Below are 20,999 nucleotides of genomic sequence, written 5' to 3'. Positions count from 1 at the left end.
TTAAATGCCAAGAATGAACCTAAGTGCGAATTCCGGATCTTTCATTCATATTACCCCTTGTCCTGCATAAACTTGTACAAACACGTTAGAATTAAAGGAGTAGATGGGTGTGAATCGAAAGAGAGTGAAATATTACATATATTATATTCTTATCCTCACCTTGCTATTTGTAGTGGTTTCCAATGAAGTTCAGGCCGCACCTTCTGTTAGTTCACAGCGGGCGATTTTAATGGATCAGGAGACGGGGCGGATTCTGTATGAAAAGGATGCCCACAGCCAAAGTCGGATTGCAAGCATCACAAAAATCATGACGGCGATTCTTGCGGTTGAATCCGGAATGATGGATAAGGAAGTAACGGTATCTTCGAATGCTGCGGGAACGGAAGGTTCATCTCTTTACCTAAAAGCGGGAGAGAAAATCAAGCTGGAAGATCTCGTTTACGGGCTTATGTTGAGATCCGGGAATGATGCAGCGGTCGCTATTGCAGAATCTGTGGGAGGAAGTCTTGACGGGTTTGCCTATATGATGAATGAAAAGGCGAATGAAATCGGAATGAAGAATACTCATTTCTCCAATCCCCATGGTCTCGATGATCATGAAGACCACTATTCCACTGCATACGATATGGCAGTTCTGACTAGATATTCAATGGAGAATGAAGTATACAAGCAAATTTCAGGAACGAAAGTGCATACAGCGCCAAATCCTGAAGAAAAATGGGACCGTAAGTGGAAAAACAAAAATAGATTATTAACAGAATTGTATAAACATAGTACGGGTGGGAAAACGGGATATACGAAACTAGCCAAAAGAACGCTTGTGTCCACAGCTTCCAAGGATGGGGAGAACCTGATTGCCGTTACATTAAATGGACCTGATGATTGGAATGATCATATTGGAATGTTTGAATACGGGTTTAAGCAATATGATTATAAGATCGTCCTGGAAGAAGGTACGATTGAAAAAATGGATGACGATATTTACAAGGATCATGCCTATCTTAAACGGGAATCTGTCCTAACACTTCAAGATGATGAAGTGGATGATGTGAAGGTAGAGTACAGAATGTTAAAGCCTAAAGAGGAATGGTTAAAGAATGAAAATGTACCTGAAGTAGTAGGGAAGGCTGTTGTGTATTTAGAAGACGAAGAAGTAGACACTCTTCCCATTTTCTATAAAACAACGGGTGAAGCTGAAAAAGAAAAGAGCTGGTGGAAATTCTGGGCCTATTCCTTTGAGTCCTTTATAGGGGTCAGGAATCATGGTTAATCTCATTTGGGTTGGGATGACCATCATCGGTTTAGTGTTCGCCGTTATCAATGGCAAAATGAAAGAAGTAAACGAAGCCATTTTCACTTCTGCAAATGAAGCCGTTACCCTCTGTATAGGATTGGTCAGTGTATTGGTGTTTTGGTTGGGAATCATGAGGATTGCCCAGGAAGCGGGATTATTGGATAAACTGGCCAAGCTGTTCAGACCCTTTGTCACCCGGTTGTTTCCAGAGGTGCCTGATAATCATCCCGCGATGGGGTATATATTATCGAATATGATGGCCAATATGTTCGGTCTTGGAAACGCAGCAACACCTCTCGGGATTAAAGCGATGGAGCAATTAAAGGAACTGAACGGTGGAAGAGACTATGCCAGCAGATCGATGATTACCTTCTTAGCCATTAATACGTCGAGCTTGACCATCATACCAACAACGGTCATTGCGATCCGGATGAAATATGATTCTGCTTCCCCGACTGAAATTGTGGGACCAACCTTGATCGCGACCATGCTCTCGACCATAGGAGCCATATTGATAGACCGATATTTTCATTATAGACGTACTCGTAGAGAGGTGAAGTAGATGCAATGGATATCCACGATATCATTATGGTTGATTCCCATTATGATCGGCTTCATTTTAATCTATGGAACACTCAAAAAGGTACCTACGTATGAAGTGTTCGTCGATGGGGGAAAAGAAGGCATTAAAATTGCCGTGTCAATCATTCCTTTTCTCATTGGGATGCTTGTAGCCATTACTATTTTCAGAGAATCAGGAGCACTTGAGTTCTTTGTGAACCTCATCCGTCCGGGATTGCTTGCACTCGGTATTCCCCCTGAAATTGTGCCACTTGCCATGATCAGGCCCATTTCAGGAACAGCTGCCCTGGGTATGATGAGCGATATAGTCGCTACCCACGGGCCAGATTCCTTTATTGGAAGACTTGCATCAACCTTACAGGGAAGTACCGATACCACCCTTTACGTATTGACCGTGTACTTCGGGGCAGTAGGGATCCGGAAGATGGGAGACGCCTTGAAGGTCGGTTTACTAGCCGACCTCGTCGGAATCGTCGCCGCCATCTTCATCGTCACGATCATGTTTTAATGGTTGGCATCCATTAATAAAGGAAACAATAAGGTATAAAGGAATCGACTGAAAAGGTCGATTTTTCTTTATACCTTTCTATTTTGTCTGGATTGTGTAATAATTCATGAAGACAAATGTATTGAAAATTAAATGAGGTGAAAGACCGTGGAACGATTACAAAAGGTTATTGCTCATAGTGGCGTAGCGTCTCGACGAAAAGCTGAGCAATTAATTATAGAAGGTAAAGTAAAGGTCAATGGAGTAGTGGTGAAAGAGTTAGGAACCAAGGTTTCTAATTCCGATAGAGTTGAAGTGACAGGGATTCAGATTGAAAGAGAAAATAAAGTATATTATATGCTCTATAAACCAAGAGGGGTCATTTCAGCTGTGACTGACGATAAAGACCGTCAAGTCGTAACGGATTTCTTCCCTGAAATACAAGAAAGAATCTATCCGGTAGGAAGACTGGACTATGAGACGTCAGGTATTCTTCTTCTAACCAATGATGGGGATTTCGCTAACTCCCTGATGCATCCAAGTAACGAAATTGAAAAAACGTATGTAGCGAGATTAAAAGGAATTCCTCCTAAATTCAAAATCAGAGAACTTGAAAAAGGAGTTAAACTGGAGGACGGAATGACGGCTCCAGCAAAAGTGAAAGTATTAAGCATTGATAAGAAACAAGGGAAATCCATCGTCGAAATTACCATTCATGAGGGCAGAAACCGACAAGTACGCAGAATGTTCGAAGCCCTTGGGTATCCGGTTCAAAAGCTGAAACGAGAAAGATATGCATTCCTTACTCTTCATGGGTTGAACGCTGGAGAAGGAAGAGAGCTTACTCCACATGAAGTGAAACAGTTGAGAACACTGGCTGAAACAGGAAGTATCCGATAAAGAATAGTATGGAAAGTGTCACATATCCTTCATATAATTTACACTATCTATAAAGTGATAAATGATATAATGGGAAAGGAATTTTACCCTGAAATCCAGGGATATTTCCCTGCTTATTATGAAGGAATGGAACATTACATTATGGCAGGGACTGATCTCATAAGAGAATTCTTATGAAAATCAGGCCCTTTGCTACTGTAAAGAGAGAAAAAACATTTCCATTTTTTGAGAACGATTTCAATATGGGAGGCACACGTACATGGATAAGAAAAAACGCAGATTACTCATCCGGACCATTATTCTCATTGTACTGACTTCTGCGGTTGCATATACGCTGTATGCAAACTTTACGAAGGATGAAAGAGGGAAGTTGAAGGTGGGAGATCAAGCGCCTGACTTTGTATTAGAGGACATGGAAGGGAATAAACATCGTTTGTCCGACTATGAGGGACAAGGGGTATTCTTGAATTTCTGGGGAACATGGTGCAAACCATGTGAAAGAGAAATGCCTTATATGAATAATCAATATGAGAAATATAAAGATCAAGGTGTACAGATATTGGCTGTTAATGTAGGGGAATCGGATTTCCTAATCAACCGATTTGTATCAAAACACGGATTAGAGTTCCCTATTGTAGTAGACGAGGAAGAAGAAGTTCAAAACGCATACGGTATTGATCCGTTACCAACGACATTCCTCATTAACCCTCAAGGTGAAATCGAAAAAATCATTACAGGAACGATGTCAGAAAACGATATCATTGAAGATTTAGAGAGCATCAAGCCTTAACTCAGCAGTATAACTTGATATAAGGAGTTTTAACATGAAAGAGATCAAATGTATATGCGGTCATGTAAACCCGAATGGTACCGTTCTCTGCGAATCCTGTGGACGTGCTTTAACGGATGAAGCGAAGAACGAGAAGCTTCATGACATGCGATACGAGGGTAGTGCTAGACGTTCCCAAACGTATAACAAATCGATAGTCGATAAGATTTGGAATTTCTTTTCATCTGTTAAGGTTGGCGTATGGTTAATTGTCATCACACTTATCGCCTCTGCAGTCGGTACGATTTTGCCCCAGGAACAGTATATTCCGAATGGACAGCCGGCAAATGAGTACTACGAAGATGTATACGGCTTTTTTGGAGAGTTATATTATACGTTAGGGTTCCATGATTTATATAGTTCATGGTGGTATCTATTATTAATCGCATCGATTGGAGTTTCCCTCGTGATCTGCAGTCTGGACCGGGTGATTCCCCTCTATCGTGCCCTCAAGAATCAACGTGTTTCCAGACATGTTGGTTTCCTGAAGCGTCAACGAATCTATGGGAAAACAGAAATGGTAGAGGTCAATGATTCAATAAGTAAGATTAAGGAAAAGTTAACTCAAAAAAAATATAAGATCCGGGAAGAAGACGGTAACATTCTTGCAGAGAAAAATCGTTTCTCGAGATGGGGTCCATATGTCAATCATATTGGTCTTATCATTTTCCTTTTCGGGGGCATGCTGCGATTCGTTCCAGGAATGTATATTGATGAAACCGTGTGGATCCGTGAAGGTGAAACAAGGGCGGTTCCTGGTACGAAACAAGAATATTACTTAGAAAATAAAGGATTTACGTTAGAGACATACGATAAAGATAAAGACAAAGAAGTATTTGGAGAAGCCATTGATAAGAATGGAACCATCGCAAAGAATTTCCAGTCTGACGTGGTACTGTATAAAGAATCCGGAGATAAACTTCCAGGGCAAACGGCTGATCGGGAAGTGGAAAAAGAGGATTCCATTAAAGTGAACCACCCCCTTAAATTTGGGAATTTTGCTGTATATCAAACCAGTTACAAGTTAGACGAATTTAAATCAATGTCCTTTACATTTGATAATAAAGAGTCCGGGGACAGCTTCGGCAAATTTACCGTCGATCTATTTGATCCTCAGGATACCTATACATTTGAAGAAGGGTATAAAGTAGAATTGATGGGATATTACCCTGACTTCTCTGGATTTAATGAACAAGGAGAGCCGCAAACCAAGTCGCCTTTACCGAATAACCCAGCATTCCTTTTTAAATTGTTTTCGCCTGAAAATCCAGATGGTGAAGTGAGCTTTATAGGAATCCAGCAAAATCTGGAACCTCTTGGTGACAATGAATATAAATTGTCATTTGCGGGTGTGGAGACGAGAGATGTATCTGCGTTAACCGTTCATAAGGATCTCACTCTTTGGATACTTGCCGTTGGTGGAGCCATCTTTATGATAGGTGTCGTCCAAGGTGCTTATTGGCACCACCGAAGAATCTGGATCAGGCGAAGTGAAGATGGAGTCATCGTAGCGGGTCATACGAATAAAAATTGGCATGGATTAAAAAATGAAATTAACTTCGTGTTGGAAGGTACTGGAATACAGAAACCTGAAGATCAACTACAAAAAGACGAAGCAAGGAGGAATGAAGATGTCAACGATAACAATGGCAGAGTGGAGTAGTAATTTACTCTATGTATCCTTCATAATGTATTTGATTGCTACGTTGTTTTTTGGTGGGAGCATCCGCCAAAAAAATACAACTGAAACGAATCAGCAAAAGTGGGGATTAATTGGAATTGTTTTAACCCTTTTCGGATTTGCCGCTCAATTAGGCTACTTCTTTTTAAGATGGGGAGCAGCAGGACACGCTCCAGTAAGTAATTTATTTGAATTTACAACCTTTTTCGGAATGACGCTTGTCGGAGCCTTTATCATTCTTTACTTTATGTATAAAACAACGATACTCGGTGTCATTGCATTACCATTTGCACTTCTGGTGATTGCCTATGCCAGTATGTTTCCTAAAGACATTAGTCCATTGATCCCTGCTCTTCAAAGTGATTGGTTGAAAATCCATGTCACAACTGTTTCAGCCGGTGAAGCCATTTTATCCATCAGTTTTGTGGCAGGGTTGATCTACTTATTGAAATCTGTGAAACATACAAAAGGAAACAAGCAATCGTTTTGGCTTGAAACCGTCATGTATTCTTTAGTTGTCGTTTTAGGGTTTGTAGTTGCATCAACTGCCTTTACCCTTGGGAATTACGAAGCGAACTTTCAATATGTCAATCAAGAAGGAGCGGAAGCGATTTCTGAATATACACTTCCAGCCCTTGTCGGACCGAATGAAGGCCAACTATTAACTGACAACGTAATGGAGCCGCTGGTGGAAATGCCAGCCCTCATCAATGCTAAGAAACTTAATACCGTTATTTGGTCGTTTCTGATTGGTACTGGAATTTATCTTCTATTACGCTTAATCTTCAGAAAGCGAATAGCTGCGAAATTACAGCCATTGGTGAAAAATGTGAATCTGGACCTGATGGACGAAATCGGTTACCGCTCAGTATTAATCGGCTTTCCAGTCTTTACACTGGGAGGGCTCATCTTTGCAATGATTTGGGCTCAAATTGCCTGGACTCGATTCTGGGGATGGGATCCCAAAGAAGTATGGGCATTAATTACATTCTTATTCTATGCAGCATTTCTGCACCTGCGCCTCTCTAAAGGATGGCACGGAGAGAAGTCTGCATGGTTAGCCGTCATCGGGGTTGCCATTATTCTATTTAACCTGGTGGCTGTTAACCTCATTATCGCAGGATTACATTCATACGCTTAAATAACGAACGGGAGGGAGCTGACCATAATGAGAGTGATATTCTCTTTGAGTCAGCTTCTTTTTTCATATAAAATAAGGATAATATGGTTTAATTAGACAAAAGGGGGATATACCCATGGAGGAAAATATTCGAATTTTAGTTGTAGATGATGAAGACCGGATTCGTAGACTGTTAAAAATGTATCTTGAAAGAGAAAACTATGAAATTGATGAAGCCGAAAATGGAGAGGAAGCATTAGCGCTTGCTCTGGAGAATGATTACGACTGTATCTTATTGGATATCATGATGCCAGGGATGGATGGGATCGAAGTGTGTAAGCATCTTCGTGAAAAGAAAGCGACGCCCGTGATCATGCTTACTGCTAAAGGAGAAGAAGTGAACAGAGTGCAAGGGTTCGAAGTGGGGACCGATGATTACATAGTGAAACCTTTTTCCCCTCGCGAAGTGGTACTGAGAGTGAAAGCGTTATTAAGACGTTCTTCAAAGACAAGCTTTATTCAAACAGATGCCAAGGCGAAGGACCTGATTGTCTATCCTCATCTTACGATCGATAATGATGCCCATCGGGTAACCGCTGACGGTAAAGATGTGAACTTAACACCAAAAGAATACGAGCTCCTTTATTTCCTTGCAAAAGCTCCTGACAAAGTGTTTGACCGTGAGCACCTACTTAAGGAAGTGTGGCATTATGAATTCTTCGGGGACCTGCGTACGGTCGATACCCATGTGAAACGATTAAGAGAAAAACTGAATAAAGTATCCGAGATGGCTGCAAAGATGATTGTTACCGTATGGGGAGTAGGCTACAAGTTCGAGGTAACAAATGAATGAGGCTATGGCGTAGTGTTGTAGGGAAGCTGTGGCTAACGATTCTGCTCTTAGTTTCCTTTGTGTTATTTATCCTTACGATTCTTTTACTGGAATTCTTTCAAAACTATCACGTCGATGTGGTTGAAAAAGAATTAACCCAAACGGCTGAAAAAGTGGCGAGAGTCATTGAGAATCATAAAGACTTGGAACTGGGGATGGAACTGGGGAAAGAAATCATCGATGATCCAATCAATATCATTATTTCATTAGATCAAAATGAATCACTATATTCCCAGGATTCTACAGCGTTTCAAAAGAATATTCATGAGTATATTTCAGGTGATAAACAACTTCAATCGGTGAAAACAAAAGAAATCACCATCAAGAAAGAGATTGAGTTATCTTCGGAACTATCGTCGAACCGATATGAAAATGTCATCATTGTAGGGACTCCTCTTCATATTGATGAGGAAGATGGAGCGGTATATCTCTATCAGTCTCTTGGTGTTATTAAAGATACAACCCGTCAAACAACGAAACTGATCTTGCTCGCTGCCGGGATTGCCATTATTCTAACAACCATCTTTGCTTTCTTCCTTTCCACACGTATCACTGCACCACTTAGGAAAATGCGGGAAGCAGCCTTTGAGGTAGCTAAGGGTAAGTTTGATACAAAGGTTCCGATTTTGACGAAGGATGAAATCGGTGAGCTTGCAACAGGGTTTAACCAAATGGGCAGGCAGCTAAAATTTCACATTAACGCATTGAGCCAGGAGAAAGAGCAGCTCTCCTCTATTTTGAGCAGTATGGCTGATGGAGTTATCACCTTTAATCGAGACGGCACGATCTTGATCACTAATCCACCTGCCGATCGATTCCTGCAACATTGGTATTATGAGCAAAGTGAAAACAGTGAAGAAGCCATCCCTACTACTGTAAAAGAATTATTGCAGAGCGTTGTCGTGACAGAAATGGAGCAGACAGGTGAATTGAGTCTGCAGGGGCGTTCGTATGTGGTGATTATCAGTCCTCTCTACAATAACAACAACATCAGGGGAGCCGTGGCGGTCGTGCGCGATATGACAGAAGAGAGAAGATTGGATAAGCTTCGGAAAGACTTTATCGCCAATGTCTCTCATGAACTCCGTACGCCAATCTCTATGCTTCAAGGATATAGTGAAGCGATCGTAGATGATATTGCGGAAACAGAAGAAGAAAAGAAAGAGATAGCCCGAATTATTTATGATGAGTCATTGCGAATGGGCCGTTTGGTCAATGACCTTCTGGATTTGGCCCGGATGGAAGCAGGGCATATCACTCTAAATAAAGATGTCATTGGTGTCATGCCTTTCACTGAAAGGGTGACGAATAAATTTATTGGATTGGCCAAAGAAAAAAAGGTATCCGTTTACTTTGAAAGTGACGTAGGAATCAAAAATGAAATTCACATGGATCCGGACCGAATTGAACAAGTATTAACCAATCTTATTGATAATGCTTTAAGACATACTCCTACAGGTGGAGAAGTAACGGTTTCCCTGACGGAAAGCAAGGGCGGTTATTTATTCCACGTAAAAGACACGGGTTCCGGGATTCCTGAAGAAGATCTTCCTTTCGTATTCGAGCGTTTTTATAAAGCGGATAAAGCAAGAACAAGAGGGAAGTCCGGTACTGGTCTGGGGCTCGCGATTGCAAAGAACATTATTGAGTCCCATAAAGGTCATATCCAAGTACAAAGTAAAGTCGATCAAGGGACAACCTTCACTTTCTTTCTTCCCATTTAGCCAAGAATCGATGATATCCATAGAAACTTGACGATTTTTCTTGTTACATGGGAAACATTCTTTATTTTTTCTCTGCGAGTAGAAAATGATGTTGAAAAAATGATAAGAATATGTGAAGTCAACAGGGGATAAGTACCTTGTTGACTTTTTATTTGAAGTGAATTTGAGGTAAAACCTATATTAAATATAAGTCTTTCCTTTTGAACAGAAAAATACTATATTGATAGTGTGTAACTTTTTTACAGAGAAAACGACTAATAAATTGACGGGGAGGGAAGCAAGTGGACTCCGTTTTTGAGAAATTATACACTGAGTATCATCAGGACGTCTTTCAATTCCTTATATACATGGTACAGCATAAGCAACAGGCTGAAGATCTGGTGCAGGAAGTATATATCCGGGTGCTTAAATCGCATGAGCGTTTTGAAGGTAAAAGCTCTGAAAAAACGTGGCTTTTTTCGATTGCAAAAAATGTAGCCATAGATCATTTTAGAAAACAGAAGAACTGGAAGCATCGGATATTGGATAAATTCGATTGGAGCCGGAATGATGTGACAGACGATGGGGCACTCCCGGAAGAAATTACTGTTGCGAAGGAAGAAGTTCAGGTATTGTACGAATGTTTGAAAAACTGTTCGACGGATTTTCGGATGGTCATTATTATGCGTTACTTACAAGAACTTTCAATTGTTGAAACGTCTGAAGTCCTGGGCTGGTCTGAAAGTAAAGTGAAAACGACCCAGCATAGAGCCATAAAGTGGTTAAGAATTGAAATGAATCAACGGCTACCAAAGGAGGAAAGAGACATTGAAACAGTCAGAATGGAAAGATCGTGATATAGAGGAACTCGTCAAGAAGCTTCCTCCAATCAAAGATGATCGAACTCCTCAATCGATATATGCAAAAATAGAACGTCAGAACAAAAAGACGTTTTTTGCTTTTAACCGTTTTATTCCAACAGTCGCAGCGCTGGCAGCCATTTTCATCATGGTCATGCTTGCTCCAACCGTATTAAATCAATTCAATGAAAATAGTATAGAAAAGTCTGAAATGAAATCAACGGAATCTTCAGGTGGGGAGTCAGCAACGAAGTCAGCACAAGATTCCTTGGCGAAATCAGATGATAAATCAGAAATGATACATGACACGGATAAAGACCAAATTACAGCCGATAAGGATAATAACGAGTTTAGTATGGCTGAGACTGAAAAAGACCTTCAACCATCTACGGCAGAAAGATTATCTTTATACGAAGAAGACTTAGAGGGGAAGGACTACTATTCTTATGGACTCGTTTCAACGGAAGCGGTACCTGTTCCTATTTCAATTGTCGATCGACCGGCAGAAGGGGAAGAAGGCTGGTTGACCCGTCATGAAGAAATTGCAGGTGAGTTGCCTGAAGGTGAGTGGGGGATGGAAGACTTTCTCCCGTTAAAAGGCAAATTTACATTGGGTGAAAACAAAGTCATATTCACTTTGGATCCTGAGCATTCATATAGTGGCGGTAGTGCAGTGGAATATGCTTTTTACCATACTCTATTATACTCATTTCAGCATAAGGGGTTAAATGAAGTGGTTCTTCAAGAAAAAGACGGCTCAGTTCCGGAATTCAGCTCCACCGGGAAATTCTGGAAAATCGACCTTAATGAAGATGCTCATACTGCCTATTACCTTTACTCGCCAAATGGAAGGGAACGCTTCCTCGTACCGGATAATATAAATAGAGGAAATGTCAAAGAGTCCATTCAGGCAATGAAAAGCTCGGAAACGAACCTTTTTCAAAGTGTGATTCCGAAAAACATCAATATCAGTGTAACGGAATCAGATGAATATCTAACCATCAATTTCTTAAATGAACTGGACATAGAAACATTAGACAATGAAACAGCCATGGAAATGATTGAAGGTATTTTACTGACAAGCAAAAGCTCCGGGTATGAAAGAGTTCAATTTGAAAACATTAAACAGGAAAGCTGGAATGGATTCATATTCAATGAACCCATTGAGACTCCTATCAGCCCGAATAAGAAAACATTCGAAAATTAGTTATCAAAGAAAGACTGGAAGCGGGAAAGGAATCCGTTTCCAGTCTTTTTTTGTGTGAAGGGCATGCTTGTCGGGCCAGACCAGTCGGCTCCACATTTCCGATCATCCAGCTCCGGCGGCTAGTCCCTCGAGGTCATAAGCTAAATTGGCCAAGAAGGCAAAGAACGCCTTCCCGGCCAATTCATCTTATGCTTGTCGGTGCTGAACGAGCCGCCTCCGCTTTTGGTGTCGTCCAGCTCCGGCGGCTAGCCCCTCGAGGTCATAAGCTAAATTGGCCAAGAAGGCAAAGAACGCCTTCCGGCCAATTCATCTTATGCTTGTCGGTGCTGAACGAGCCGCCTCCGCTTTTGGTGTCGTCCAGCTCCGGCGGCTAGAGGCTCGAGGTCATAAGTCAAACATGCCAAAAAGGCAAAGTACGCCTTTCCGGCACGTTCGTCTTATGCTTGTCGCCTCTAACCAAGCCGCCTCCGCTTTTGGGTGTATATTTATCTCGAACTTAGACAAACTACTCAAAGGAAAATTATCTCATTCACTTGTGAATATTGAATGGAGGGTCTACATATAGTGGGGAGTGCATGAAATGATGGTGAGAAGGTAAGAATGGGTAAATAGATGAAAAGGTAGTGGACGTGAGGCTTCAGTAGGGAAGAAATAAGGTATTGCGTTAAATGGGTAAGGAGGACAAGCATGATTTTGGATTATGTAAGAAGGCTTTTAATCGTATTCCTGTTAGCATTGTGTGTGAGCATTATGTTCTTTACAGGAAAGATAGCGAAAGCAGAGACGAGTAAGATCACGCAGGAAACGGTATCCTGGACATTTCCTGTTGAAGGGATGATAACGGATTCGTATGGGACAAGGTCTGGTACTCATAAAGGAATGGACATAGGTGGAGACATAGGATCTCCTGTTTATTCTGTTTCAAAAGGTAAGGTGATTAGATCATATCTATCTCCAAGTTACGGACATGTGGTATTCATAAGGCATGAAAATGGATATGAAACCGTTTATGCTCATCTTGAGAGCCGGCTTGTTGAAGAAAATCAAGAAGTGGGCCAAGGTCAACAGCTTGGAAATTTAGGAAATACAGGCAGATCGACAGGAGCTCACCTGCATTTTGAGGTGCACAGGGGTGAATGGACGATTGATAAGGAAAATGCAATCGATCCCTATATGGTATTTGGACAAGGTGAGGTCGGGCAGCTTGTGTTTGCTCAGGAGAGGGATCCCTATCAGGCAGTGGGTGTTTCTGGAACAGCTGATATCACCCATGATGTAAGTACGAAACAAAATCATAATAATGAAAACATGGTAAAGCATGTCGTACATAAGGGAGAAACCCTCTGGGGGATTTCTCAACAATACAATATATCTGTAGAAGATATTAAGAGTGCCAATGGTTTAGTTGAAACCCATTTGGTAGTTAATCAATCATTGTCCATTCCTCAACCAGCCGGGGGTGGGTATGTAGTGAAACAAGGGGACACCTTATACTCCATTTCAGTCGCACAAGGAGTTGATGTGAATGACTTGGTGGCTTGGAATGGCCTGGATCTTAAGACACCTATATATCCTCAACAAGTATTAAACATACAATAATGGAAGCGTAAACCTGAATATACCATGAGTAAACAAAAATATTTCGAATTCGAAGTGTTTTCCTTCACATAACCCTCGTCATTATGTATAATGAAAATGTATAAAAAAATAAAGATTCGTCTTCGGGGCAGGGTGAAATTCCCTACCGGCGGTGATGAGACATCTGTCTCTAAGCCCGCGAGCCTTCAGGGGCAGGATTTGGTGCGATTCCAAAGCCGACAGTATAGTCTGGATGGGAGAAGATGAAGGTTTATGCCAGAACGTTTAGAAAATGGGAAGCTGAACGTTTATTAGGATATGCCTTATCATTCTCCTAGATATACGTATCTAGGAGTTTTTTAATGTTACCTTTGGCTTAAGCTATCTTCGATATGAGATGAATCTCCTAAAGGAGAGAGATTTATGAGAAAAATGAATACACGCACGTTTGTAACGGTTGGTATGTTAAGTGCCATATCCTATGTGTTAATGCTTTTTAACTTCCCGATTCCACCATTTCCAAAGTTTTTAATGGTAGATTTCAGTGATGTGCCTGCATTGATTGCGACAGTGACATTAGGTCCTCTTGCAGGAATATTAGTTGAATTATTCAAGAACGTGATTGATTACTTCATGACAGGAAGCGATACCGGCGTTCCGATTGGTCATGTTGCAAATTTTATGGCGGGAGTGCTTTTGATTCTTCCGACATATTATATTTATACACGTTTACAATCTAAAAAAGGTTTGTTGATCGGACTTATCACAGGAACTGTGGTCATGAGTATCAGTATGGGAATTCTTAATTATTTTGTATTCCTTCCCGCATATAAATACTTCATGAATTTTGAGCTTCCTGCTGAGATTATCATTACAGGAATTGTTCCTTTCAACATTTTAAAAGGAATCCTTGTAACATCAGTCTTCATCTTACTATTTGTTCGTCTTCAAGGCTGGTTGGCAAGACAGACAGCCCTAAAGAAAGCGGCATAGTGCAAATATAAATATAAATCCCTCAATGACATTTGAGGGATTTTTTTTATGTCATCAGCAAAAAAAAGCTAAGGGGAAATTCCCCTTAGCTCCGGAACTACTATTCGAATTTAAGTGAATCCCCGTCGAATGGTTCGTCAGCTACTTTAATGGAATCTGTAGGACAACCTTCGAATGCATCAATCATATCATCTTCTAATACGTCAGGAACTTCGACCGTCCCCTGGTTATCGTCTAATGTTACAAATGCAATACCTTCATCATCATAGTCGTAAATATCTGGAGCAGCAGCCCCACACGCTCCACATGCAATGCATGTATCCTTGTCAACGATCGTATATTTTGGCAAAGAAAAAACCTCCCGAGTAAATAATTCTATATAATTCATCATTATACACAATGTAAGTTTGTGAAAAATCACTTAATGTTTATTTTATAGAGGATTGTATAACTTTTCAATAGTTAGGTGGTTTCTTTTTATTTTTATCCGATATATGAAAAACAAAACATGGTTAAACAACAAATTCATGGTACAATATTTGACAATAACCTACATGTTAAGGAGTAGAGATTTGACCTATCTTAATTATGTGATTTTATATTGTTTCTTGCAAATAAATGGAGAGCGATCGATTTACTCTGTTTTTCATATCTTAAAAGGAAAAAAATCTTCCCAGTCGATCCAAGATGCTCATATCTTTTATTTGCAGCCATTTTTCCTCTCTTTACCTAAGCTTAAAAGAGCATACTTTAATCAGAAGGTAAAGGAATTAGAGAAATTGGGGTATATCATTGTCGGCGATAGTGGGAAGGTGATTGTGACCACCGATGGTACTGATTCTGTCAAAAAAGGTTTTCAGGGTGACTCCTTTCCATCAAATATGAACGGTCTTGTCTATGGTGATCAAACGTTTCTGTTTTGGAAAAGATTAAGCCTCCTTGTTCAGGTTCTTTCAAACGGGAAACAGCAGGAAACGTTCTATTTTCCTGTTCAACGTAACAAAAACATACAAAAATGGGTAAAGAGCTGTTTACGAGCACACCCTAATATTGAAAAGTTGTCTTCTGATTTGCATAAAGAGCTGTATAGCCTGTTGAGCAGTCTATCGCAAACCTTAAATCCAGACATTCTCGTATTCCGCTTAACGGGATACAAGGATTATGGATGTACAGAATTACAAGTTGCTGAAAAATTGAAAATGCATGAAGAAGAATTTCGCTTTCAGTTTCTTAATTTAATACACGGTATACTATTTGAATTAGAAAGAGAACCTTCAACTTATCCCTTATTATATTCAATTAGCTTAAAAAGTGATCACCTGCAAAATCTGACCATTTCAACAAGCAAAACATATGAGTTGTATCAAAGGGGCCATTCAATCGAAGAAATTGCACGTATACGTGATTTAAAGATAAATACCATTGAAGATCATGTGATTGAACTAATCTTAACTCAGAAAGAATTTGCAATAGATCCGTTCATTTCTCAAGTGGAATATGAGAATGTGCTTTTAGTTATGAATGACGCTCAAACTAAAAGGCTAAAACCGATAAAAGAGAAGATTCCTCATTTATCTTATTTTCAAATTAGAGTAGCGATTGCGAAGGCAGGTGAGAACCGTGAATCTGCAACAAGAGCTTAAAGAGAGATTTGGCTATTCTTCCTTCCGAGAAGGCCAGGAGGAGATCATTCAATCTGTTATAAATCAACGGGATACGTTGGCGATGCTTCCCACAGGAACCGGTAAGTCGCTTTGCTATCAATTAGCCGGGTATCTAATGAAAGGACAAGTATTAATCGTTTCTCCACTTCTGTCTTTAATGCAGGATCAAGTGGAGCAGATGAAAGTAATGGGTGAAAAACGTGTGATTGCACTGAATTCTTTTTTACCTTATATGGAAAGAAGAGCTGCCCTTGAGCAATTACACGTTTATAAATTTATTTTCATATCACCGGAATTGTTAATGAGTCCGACTATTATTCCCTTACTACAAACTTTACACATTTCATTATTTGTCATTGATGAAGCACATTGTATATCTCAGTGGGGTCCTGACTTCAGACCTGATTACTTAAAATTGGGGGAGCTAAAAGAGAAGATTGGCAACCCGACAACCTTGGCATTAACGGCGACTGCCACTGATGAAGTGAGGATAGACATTAAACGAGTGCTCAAAATGGAAGGTGCTGTGGAAATAGTCTATTCAATTAATCGGGAAAATATCGGTCTGTTCGTTGAGAAAGTCACGGATCATAGTGATAAACTGGATAAGCTTTTAGAGTATGTGACAACATGGGGTGGGCCGGGTATTATCTATTTCTCAAGTAAACGCATGGCAGAAGACGTTTCTTTATGGCTTGGGGAAAATGGAGTATCAGGTGTTGCTCACTATCATGGGGGAATGGAACAAGAGGATAGGATATTGATCCAACAACAATTCCTTTCCAATAAGTTAAAAATCATCTGTGCCACCTCTGCATTTGGTATGGGTGTAAATAAGGAAAATATTCGATTTGTCATTCATTTTCATTTCTCTTCAAACATAGAAGCTTTCTCACAAGAAGTCGGAAGAGCGGGACGAGATGGGGAAAGCAGTGTCTCTGTCGTGTTATACTCTGAACAAGACCTTTCGATCCCTCTGCAGCTAATTCAAAGTGAATTACCTGAAGATATACAAATACAGAGATATGTAAAGGAAAGCAGACAGGGTCAGGAAAAAGAGATAATAGATCAGTTACAACTGTCGGAGATTCAATATCGATTTCTTACGCACTATTCAGATGAACTGACTCAAGGGCAGCCTATAAATCATGATAGATTAATAGAAAAAATGAAACAAATTCGAAACAATCGTTTACAATACAAGAAGGACAAATTACTCTCCATGATCGAGTGGTTGCAGGTTGATTCCTGTAGAAGAGAGAAGCTCCTTCATTATTTTGATGAAGTGCTTCAACAGGAGAATAGCTTCTGTTGTAATCAATGCGGTTATTCCCTTAATGATTTCAAGTGTCGACCAACGGACATTCAAAACCAGATTGAAACAAGATGGGAAAAAAGATTGGAAAAATTATTATTAGGATAAGTGGTATTCATGCATAAACAAGGGGAAGTCATTCAACAACTTTCTAAGAACCAGTTAACATTTCATTTGTATTTCACTCAATTTTTACTATTAACGATAGCATTAGGATTAGGTATATTTTTATTTGACACATGGTCTGGTTTTGGGAAACAGTTTTACATTTCCCCGACTATTTTGACCATTGGATTAACAAGCGGTGTGATGATTGTGATCATCGACATCGTATTGATGAAGCTTTTACCCAGTAAATACTATGACGATGGTGGGGTGAATGCACGGATATTTACGGATAGAAGCATTGGTGAAATTGCACTGCTTGCATTTTTCATTAGTATTAGTGAAGAAATATTATTCAGGGGCGTGTTGCAATTTCACTTTGGGTTAATCATTTCAAGTATTATATTTGCTCTGATTCATTTCAGATACTGGGCTCACTGGTTTTTAATTGTCAATATTGTACTGCTTAGCTTTTGGATTGGTTTCATTTATGAACAAACAGAGAATTTATTGGTAACAATCATCATGCACTTTGTCATCGATTTCTTACTAGGTATACATATGCGTAAGAAAGGGAGACAAGGAAGTAAAGAAGGGATGTCTCATGAGTAAAGACCCATATCGAGATCAAGCAGCGAGATTAAAACAAAAGATTGAACGAGCCCCAGAGAAAGCTCCATTAAAAAAAAGAGAGCCTCTTCCAGCGAGAAGTGAGGTACATAGAGAGAAAAAGAAGAAAAACAAATGGAGAATGAAATATCCATTGATCAGTATGCTGCTCTTATTTTTTATTCTTTTGCCCTTGACGGTTTTTAGCATATATTCGTATTTCGATAGCAGGAATGGTCCCCTGGTGGTCATGTCAGAAGATGTGGACGATGTGGAAGAAGTTCGCTACGACCAATCCGATAATGGTAATGAGGAGAGCCTTGGAGATGCTGGTTCCATAGAAGAAGAGGCAGCTGTAATTGACAAAAAAGAAGAATCCATGAATGAAGATGCTGCCTCAATGACTGGAAAGGAACAACCAGCATCTACTGAACCGGCTTCTCCATCACCTGAACAAGAATCAGCAGAGGAAAAGCCGAAAGAAGAGGTAAATGAAGAACCTGTGGAAGAACAGCCAGCATACAAGATCGTATATCATACGGTCGCACCCCAGGAAACCCTTTACAGGATTGCTATGAAATACTACAATTCCCAATCAGGGGTTGAACGAATTAAGGAATGGAATAATATTCACAATAATGAAATTCAATCGGGACAAGTATTGGAAATCCCATTGGATCAATAATAGGCACTCCCCCAAGGAAAGTTGGGGTGGGTGTTATTTTTTTACAAAAATTTTCAATAAAATTTACATTCATTTATAAGAAGCATTACAAACCGAAAATATAATGGAGGTGACAGCACTATAGAAAAGGGGTTGGTTTCATGGACAGAATACTTACGCGCTTTCGCAAGGTAGATGATTTGTTGTTTTACAGAATCAATGGAAGCAAACAGCTGTATCGTTCATTCTTCGGCTATGTTACTCATCTTGGTGGAGCAAGGTTTACTGTAGCCTCCGTCCTGATCCTGTTTTTCTTAACTCAATATCATCCACAAATGAAAAGAACGGTAATGGCCGCCATGATAACGTTATGTATCAGTCATATTATCATGACGTTCATCAAGAAATTGGTTAAACGAATCCGACCTTATTTAACCTTACCTAATGCAATGGTACACGGGTATGAATTTAAAGATCATTCATTTCCGTCAGGTCATTCGACTGCTATTTTTTCCATTACGATTCCTTTTATGATTCAGTATCCAAGTACAATGCTTATCCTTTTTCCTTTAAGTTGGTTGGTTGGATATTCCAGAGTGGTGCTCGGAGTCCATTATCCTTCAGATGTAGTGGCTGGGGCATTTCTTGCATTTTCTACGACTTTAATGGTCCTTTTGTTTATAAGATAAATGTAAAGAATATACGAACTGAATGGCAATCAAAAAGGGGGAAGTGTACATGAGAGTGGCATTATTTTCGGATACTTACTATCCTCAAGTGAACGGGGTCGCAAGAACGTTAAAAAGATTGACGAATCACTATGAGAAAAGGGGAATTGAGTACAAAGTATTTGTTCCTGATTTTCAAGAGAAAAAAGAGTCCTATCCAAATGTACATTCCTTTACAAGTTTTCCTTTTTTCTTCTATCCTGAATGCAGAACCGCTATTGCCAACCCGAAAACGATTGAAAGGCAATTGAAAGATTTTTCACCTACACTGATTCATGTAACCACACCTCTTACAATGGGACTTTACGGTATCCGCGGGGCAAAGAAAATGAATATCCCCTTGGTTGCCTCTTACCACACCCATTTTGATCTGTATTTGAACTATTACAAAATGATGTGGGTGGCACCATTATTATGGAAATACATGAAATGGTTTTATTCACAGGCAGATCGGATTTTTGTCCCCTCAATTGAAACGAAACTTCATTTAGAAAACCAAGGTTTTGCCGACTTATCCATATGGAGCAGGGGAGTGGATTGTCAAACCTATTCTCCTGAAAAGCGCAGTCCTGAACTAAGGAGGAAATTTATTGAAAACAAGAAATACACTCTGCTTTATGTGGGGCGTTTAGCTCCTGAAAAGGACTTGGACACACTCGAAAAGACGATTAAATACCTTCCACATACATTAAAAGATCAAGTTCAATGGGTTATCGTGGGCGATGGACCGATGAGGAATGAACTTATGGAAAAAACTAAAAAAGAAGATGTACTCTTTACGGGCTATGTAACAGGAAACGAATTAGCGGAAGTGTATGCATCCTCTGACCTATTCGTCTTCCCATCTGCTTCAGAAACGTTTGGAAATGTAGTATTAGAAGCATTTGCATCAGGTTTGCCAGCGGTAGTGTCTGATAAAGGCGGTGTGACGAACATCGTAGAGCATAACCAAACCGGAAGGATAGCGAAAGCTCATCAATATTCTTCGTTTATTCACCATATTGAAGAGATATTAAATGAAAATCTCCTAAATGAAATGAAAAGAAATGCTCTTCAAATGGCTGAAAAACAATCCTGGGATTGCATCTTTGATCAACTCATAACGGAATTTCATGAAGTTAGTTTTCTTCGCAATCGGAATCAGATGTCAGGGTGAAGAAACATAACCCGCCTTCCCGATAGATGTGTGTGTAAAGGATCCGAAAGAGGTCCTTTTTTTATTCAACTATTCTATCTTTATGGACAAGTTCATAAACTATAAGGGAAGGAAAGGAGTGGGTGGGAATGAACTTTGGAGAATGGACAGATCAAGCCACTGGACAGATGCTACATAATTTAATAGACAAAAAACAAAAATTTGATAAAGCCAAAGCGGTACACCTCTATACCTTATGGGCAAGCATGTTTGCTTCCTTCTTTTTTCTCTATTATGTGACAAAATTTGTGCTTGGACCATATTCTTACTCTTTTGCAGCGATGTTTTCTGTATTTGTATCCAACTCTTTTCATCTATTTATAACAATGCTTCTTGTCGGGCTTTTCGGTGCTACAAGAATCTTGTATGAGAAAAAGGAGAAAAAGGAAAAAGAGTATCATGCATTAAGGTGTGAAGTCATCGATCGAAGTAAAGATTTATGGAAAGAGGAAGCGTGGAAAAAAAGGCATCATGTGTATGAAAAAATGAAAAAAGAATGGGATATTAATTTATTTCATGGAAGTAAGTGAGAGCAAATGTAAGTACTTAATATAGAGACCATATTTATAAATTAGAAAAAGAATAGGCCCATT

At 39.8% G+C, this 20,999-nt stretch carries 21 protein-coding genes and 1 riboswitch; of the genes, 20 read left to right on the top strand and 1 reads right to left on the bottom strand.

All coding sequences use genetic code 11. The annotated features are described in order from the left end of the window. The first annotated feature begins 109 nt into the window (after positions 1 to 109). The 13 genes from F0342_RS16605 to F0342_RS16545 all read left to right on the top strand — a co-directional run bounded on the left by F0342_RS16605 (position 110) and on the right by F0342_RS16545 (position 14,126). Positions 110 to 1,270, top strand: a complete 1,161-nt coding sequence (locus F0342_RS16605; protein ID WP_395940695.1) for a D-alanyl-D-alanine carboxypeptidase family protein — start codon at positions 110 to 112, stop codon at positions 1,268 to 1,270. Further along, positions 1,263 to 1,856: a nucleoside recognition domain-containing protein gene (locus tag F0342_RS16600; RefSeq protein WP_149156977.1), complete on the top strand. Its 594-nt coding sequence runs from the start codon at positions 1,263 to 1,265 to the stop codon at positions 1,854 to 1,856. Before F0342_RS16605 ends, F0342_RS16600 begins: the two co-directional genes overlap by 8 nt. Further along, the gene (locus F0342_RS16595) at positions 1,857 to 2,384 is read left to right on the top strand and encodes a spore maturation protein (protein WP_149156976.1); all 528 of its coding nucleotides are present in this window, start codon (positions 1,857 to 1,859) and stop codon (positions 2,382 to 2,384) included. 147 nt (positions 2,385 to 2,531) lie between these two features. After that, a complete protein-coding gene (locus F0342_RS16590) occupies positions 2,532 to 3,263 on the top strand; it encodes a pseudouridine synthase (protein ID WP_149156975.1) in 732 nt (243 codons plus the stop codon). A gap of 259 nt (positions 3,264 to 3,522) precedes the next feature. After that, positions 3,523 to 4,053, top strand: a complete 531-nt coding sequence (resA, locus tag F0342_RS16585; RefSeq protein WP_149156974.1) for a thiol-disulfide oxidoreductase ResA — start codon at positions 3,523 to 3,525, stop codon at positions 4,051 to 4,053. 34 nt (positions 4,054 to 4,087) lie between these two features. Next, positions 4,088 to 5,755: a cytochrome c biogenesis protein ResB gene (gene resB / locus F0342_RS16580; RefSeq protein ID WP_149156973.1), complete on the top strand. Its 1,668-nt coding sequence runs from the start codon at positions 4,088 to 4,090 to the stop codon at positions 5,753 to 5,755. Further along, positions 5,739 to 6,914: a c-type cytochrome biogenesis protein CcsB gene (gene ccsB / locus F0342_RS16575; RefSeq protein WP_149157019.1), complete on the top strand. Its 1,176-nt coding sequence runs from the start codon at positions 5,739 to 5,741 to the stop codon at positions 6,912 to 6,914. Before resB ends, ccsB begins: the two co-directional genes overlap by 17 nt. Before the next feature lie 115 nt (positions 6,915 to 7,029). Next, entirely contained in the window at positions 7,030 to 7,746 is a 717-nt protein-coding gene (locus F0342_RS16570) for a response regulator transcription factor (RefSeq protein WP_149156972.1), read from the top strand. After that, positions 7,743 to 9,509 (top strand): ATP-binding protein, encoded by a 1,767-nt coding sequence (locus F0342_RS16565; RefSeq protein WP_149156971.1) that lies wholly within the window; start codon positions 7,743 to 7,745, stop codon positions 9,507 to 9,509. Before F0342_RS16570 ends, F0342_RS16565 begins: the two co-directional genes overlap by 4 nt. Before the next feature lie 281 nt (positions 9,510 to 9,790). Further along, positions 9,791 to 10,345: an RNA polymerase sigma factor SigX gene (sigX, locus tag F0342_RS16560; RefSeq protein ID WP_149156970.1), complete on the top strand. Its 555-nt coding sequence runs from the start codon at positions 9,791 to 9,793 to the stop codon at positions 10,343 to 10,345. Further along, positions 10,317 to 11,555: a hypothetical protein gene (locus F0342_RS16555; RefSeq protein WP_149156969.1), complete on the top strand. Its 1,239-nt coding sequence runs from the start codon at positions 10,317 to 10,319 to the stop codon at positions 11,553 to 11,555. The genes sigX and F0342_RS16555 overlap by 29 nt, the downstream gene beginning before the upstream one ends. Before the next feature lie 687 nt (positions 11,556 to 12,242). Then, the gene (locus F0342_RS16550) at positions 12,243 to 13,154 is read left to right on the top strand and encodes a M23 family metallopeptidase (RefSeq protein WP_149156968.1); all 912 of its coding nucleotides are present in this window, start codon (positions 12,243 to 12,245) and stop codon (positions 13,152 to 13,154) included. 114 nt (positions 13,155 to 13,268) lie between these two features. Continuing rightward, positions 13,269 to 13,402, top strand: a riboswitch (FMN riboswitch). A 154-nt stretch (positions 13,403 to 13,556) separates the two neighbouring features. Then, positions 13,557 to 14,126, top strand: coding sequence for an ECF transporter S component (locus F0342_RS16545; RefSeq protein WP_149156967.1), 570 nt, complete (start codon positions 13,557 to 13,559; stop codon positions 14,124 to 14,126). Between the two features lie 100 nt (positions 14,127 to 14,226). Here F0342_RS16545 and F0342_RS16540 read toward each other — a convergent pair whose 3' ends face one another. Then, a complete protein-coding gene (locus F0342_RS16540) occupies positions 14,227 to 14,475 on the bottom strand; it encodes a ferredoxin (protein WP_113967637.1) in 249 nt (82 codons plus the stop codon). A gap of 223 nt (positions 14,476 to 14,698) precedes the next feature. On the opposite strand from F0342_RS16540, the gene F0342_RS16535 reads away from it, so the two are divergent. From F0342_RS16535 to F0342_RS16505, 7 genes are all read left to right on the top strand, one after another. Further along, positions 14,699 to 15,769 (top strand): YpbB family protein, encoded by a 1,071-nt coding sequence (locus tag F0342_RS16535; protein ID WP_188048586.1) that lies wholly within the window; start codon positions 14,699 to 14,701, stop codon positions 15,767 to 15,769. Next, positions 15,747 to 17,213 (top strand): RecQ family ATP-dependent DNA helicase, encoded by a 1,467-nt coding sequence (locus F0342_RS16530; RefSeq protein WP_149156965.1) that lies wholly within the window; start codon positions 15,747 to 15,749, stop codon positions 17,211 to 17,213. Before F0342_RS16535 ends, F0342_RS16530 begins: the two co-directional genes overlap by 23 nt. A gap of 9 nt (positions 17,214 to 17,222) precedes the next feature. Then, positions 17,223 to 17,822, top strand: coding sequence for a CPBP family intramembrane glutamic endopeptidase (locus F0342_RS16525; RefSeq protein ID WP_149156964.1), 600 nt, complete (start codon positions 17,223 to 17,225; stop codon positions 17,820 to 17,822). Next, positions 17,815 to 18,504 carry a LysM peptidoglycan-binding domain-containing protein gene (locus F0342_RS16520; RefSeq protein ID WP_149156963.1) on the top strand — a complete coding sequence of 230 codons (690 nt, stop codon included), beginning with the start codon at positions 17,815 to 17,817 and terminating at the stop codon, positions 18,502 to 18,504. The genes F0342_RS16525 and F0342_RS16520 overlap by 8 nt, the downstream gene beginning before the upstream one ends. Before the next feature lie 140 nt (positions 18,505 to 18,644). After that, on the top strand, positions 18,645 to 19,172 hold the full coding sequence (locus F0342_RS16515; RefSeq protein WP_149156962.1) for a phosphatase PAP2 family protein: 528 nt from the start codon (positions 18,645 to 18,647) through the stop codon (positions 19,170 to 19,172). Positions 19,173 to 19,221: 49 nt separating this feature from the next. Next, entirely contained in the window at positions 19,222 to 20,367 is a 1,146-nt protein-coding gene (locus tag F0342_RS16510) for a glycosyltransferase family 4 protein (RefSeq protein WP_149156961.1), read from the top strand. Between the two features lie 128 nt (positions 20,368 to 20,495). After that, the gene (locus F0342_RS16505) at positions 20,496 to 20,936 is read left to right on the top strand and encodes a DUF2663 family protein (RefSeq protein ID WP_149156960.1); all 441 of its coding nucleotides are present in this window, start codon (positions 20,496 to 20,498) and stop codon (positions 20,934 to 20,936) included. Positions 20,937 to 20,999 lie beyond the last annotated feature (63 nt).

Source organism: Bacillus sp. CH30_1T (assembly GCF_008364765.1).
Classification (GTDB): Bacteria; Bacillota; Bacilli; order Bacillales; family Bacillaceae_B; genus Rossellomorea.
This window is presented reverse-complemented; position numbering and strand designations above follow the sequence as displayed.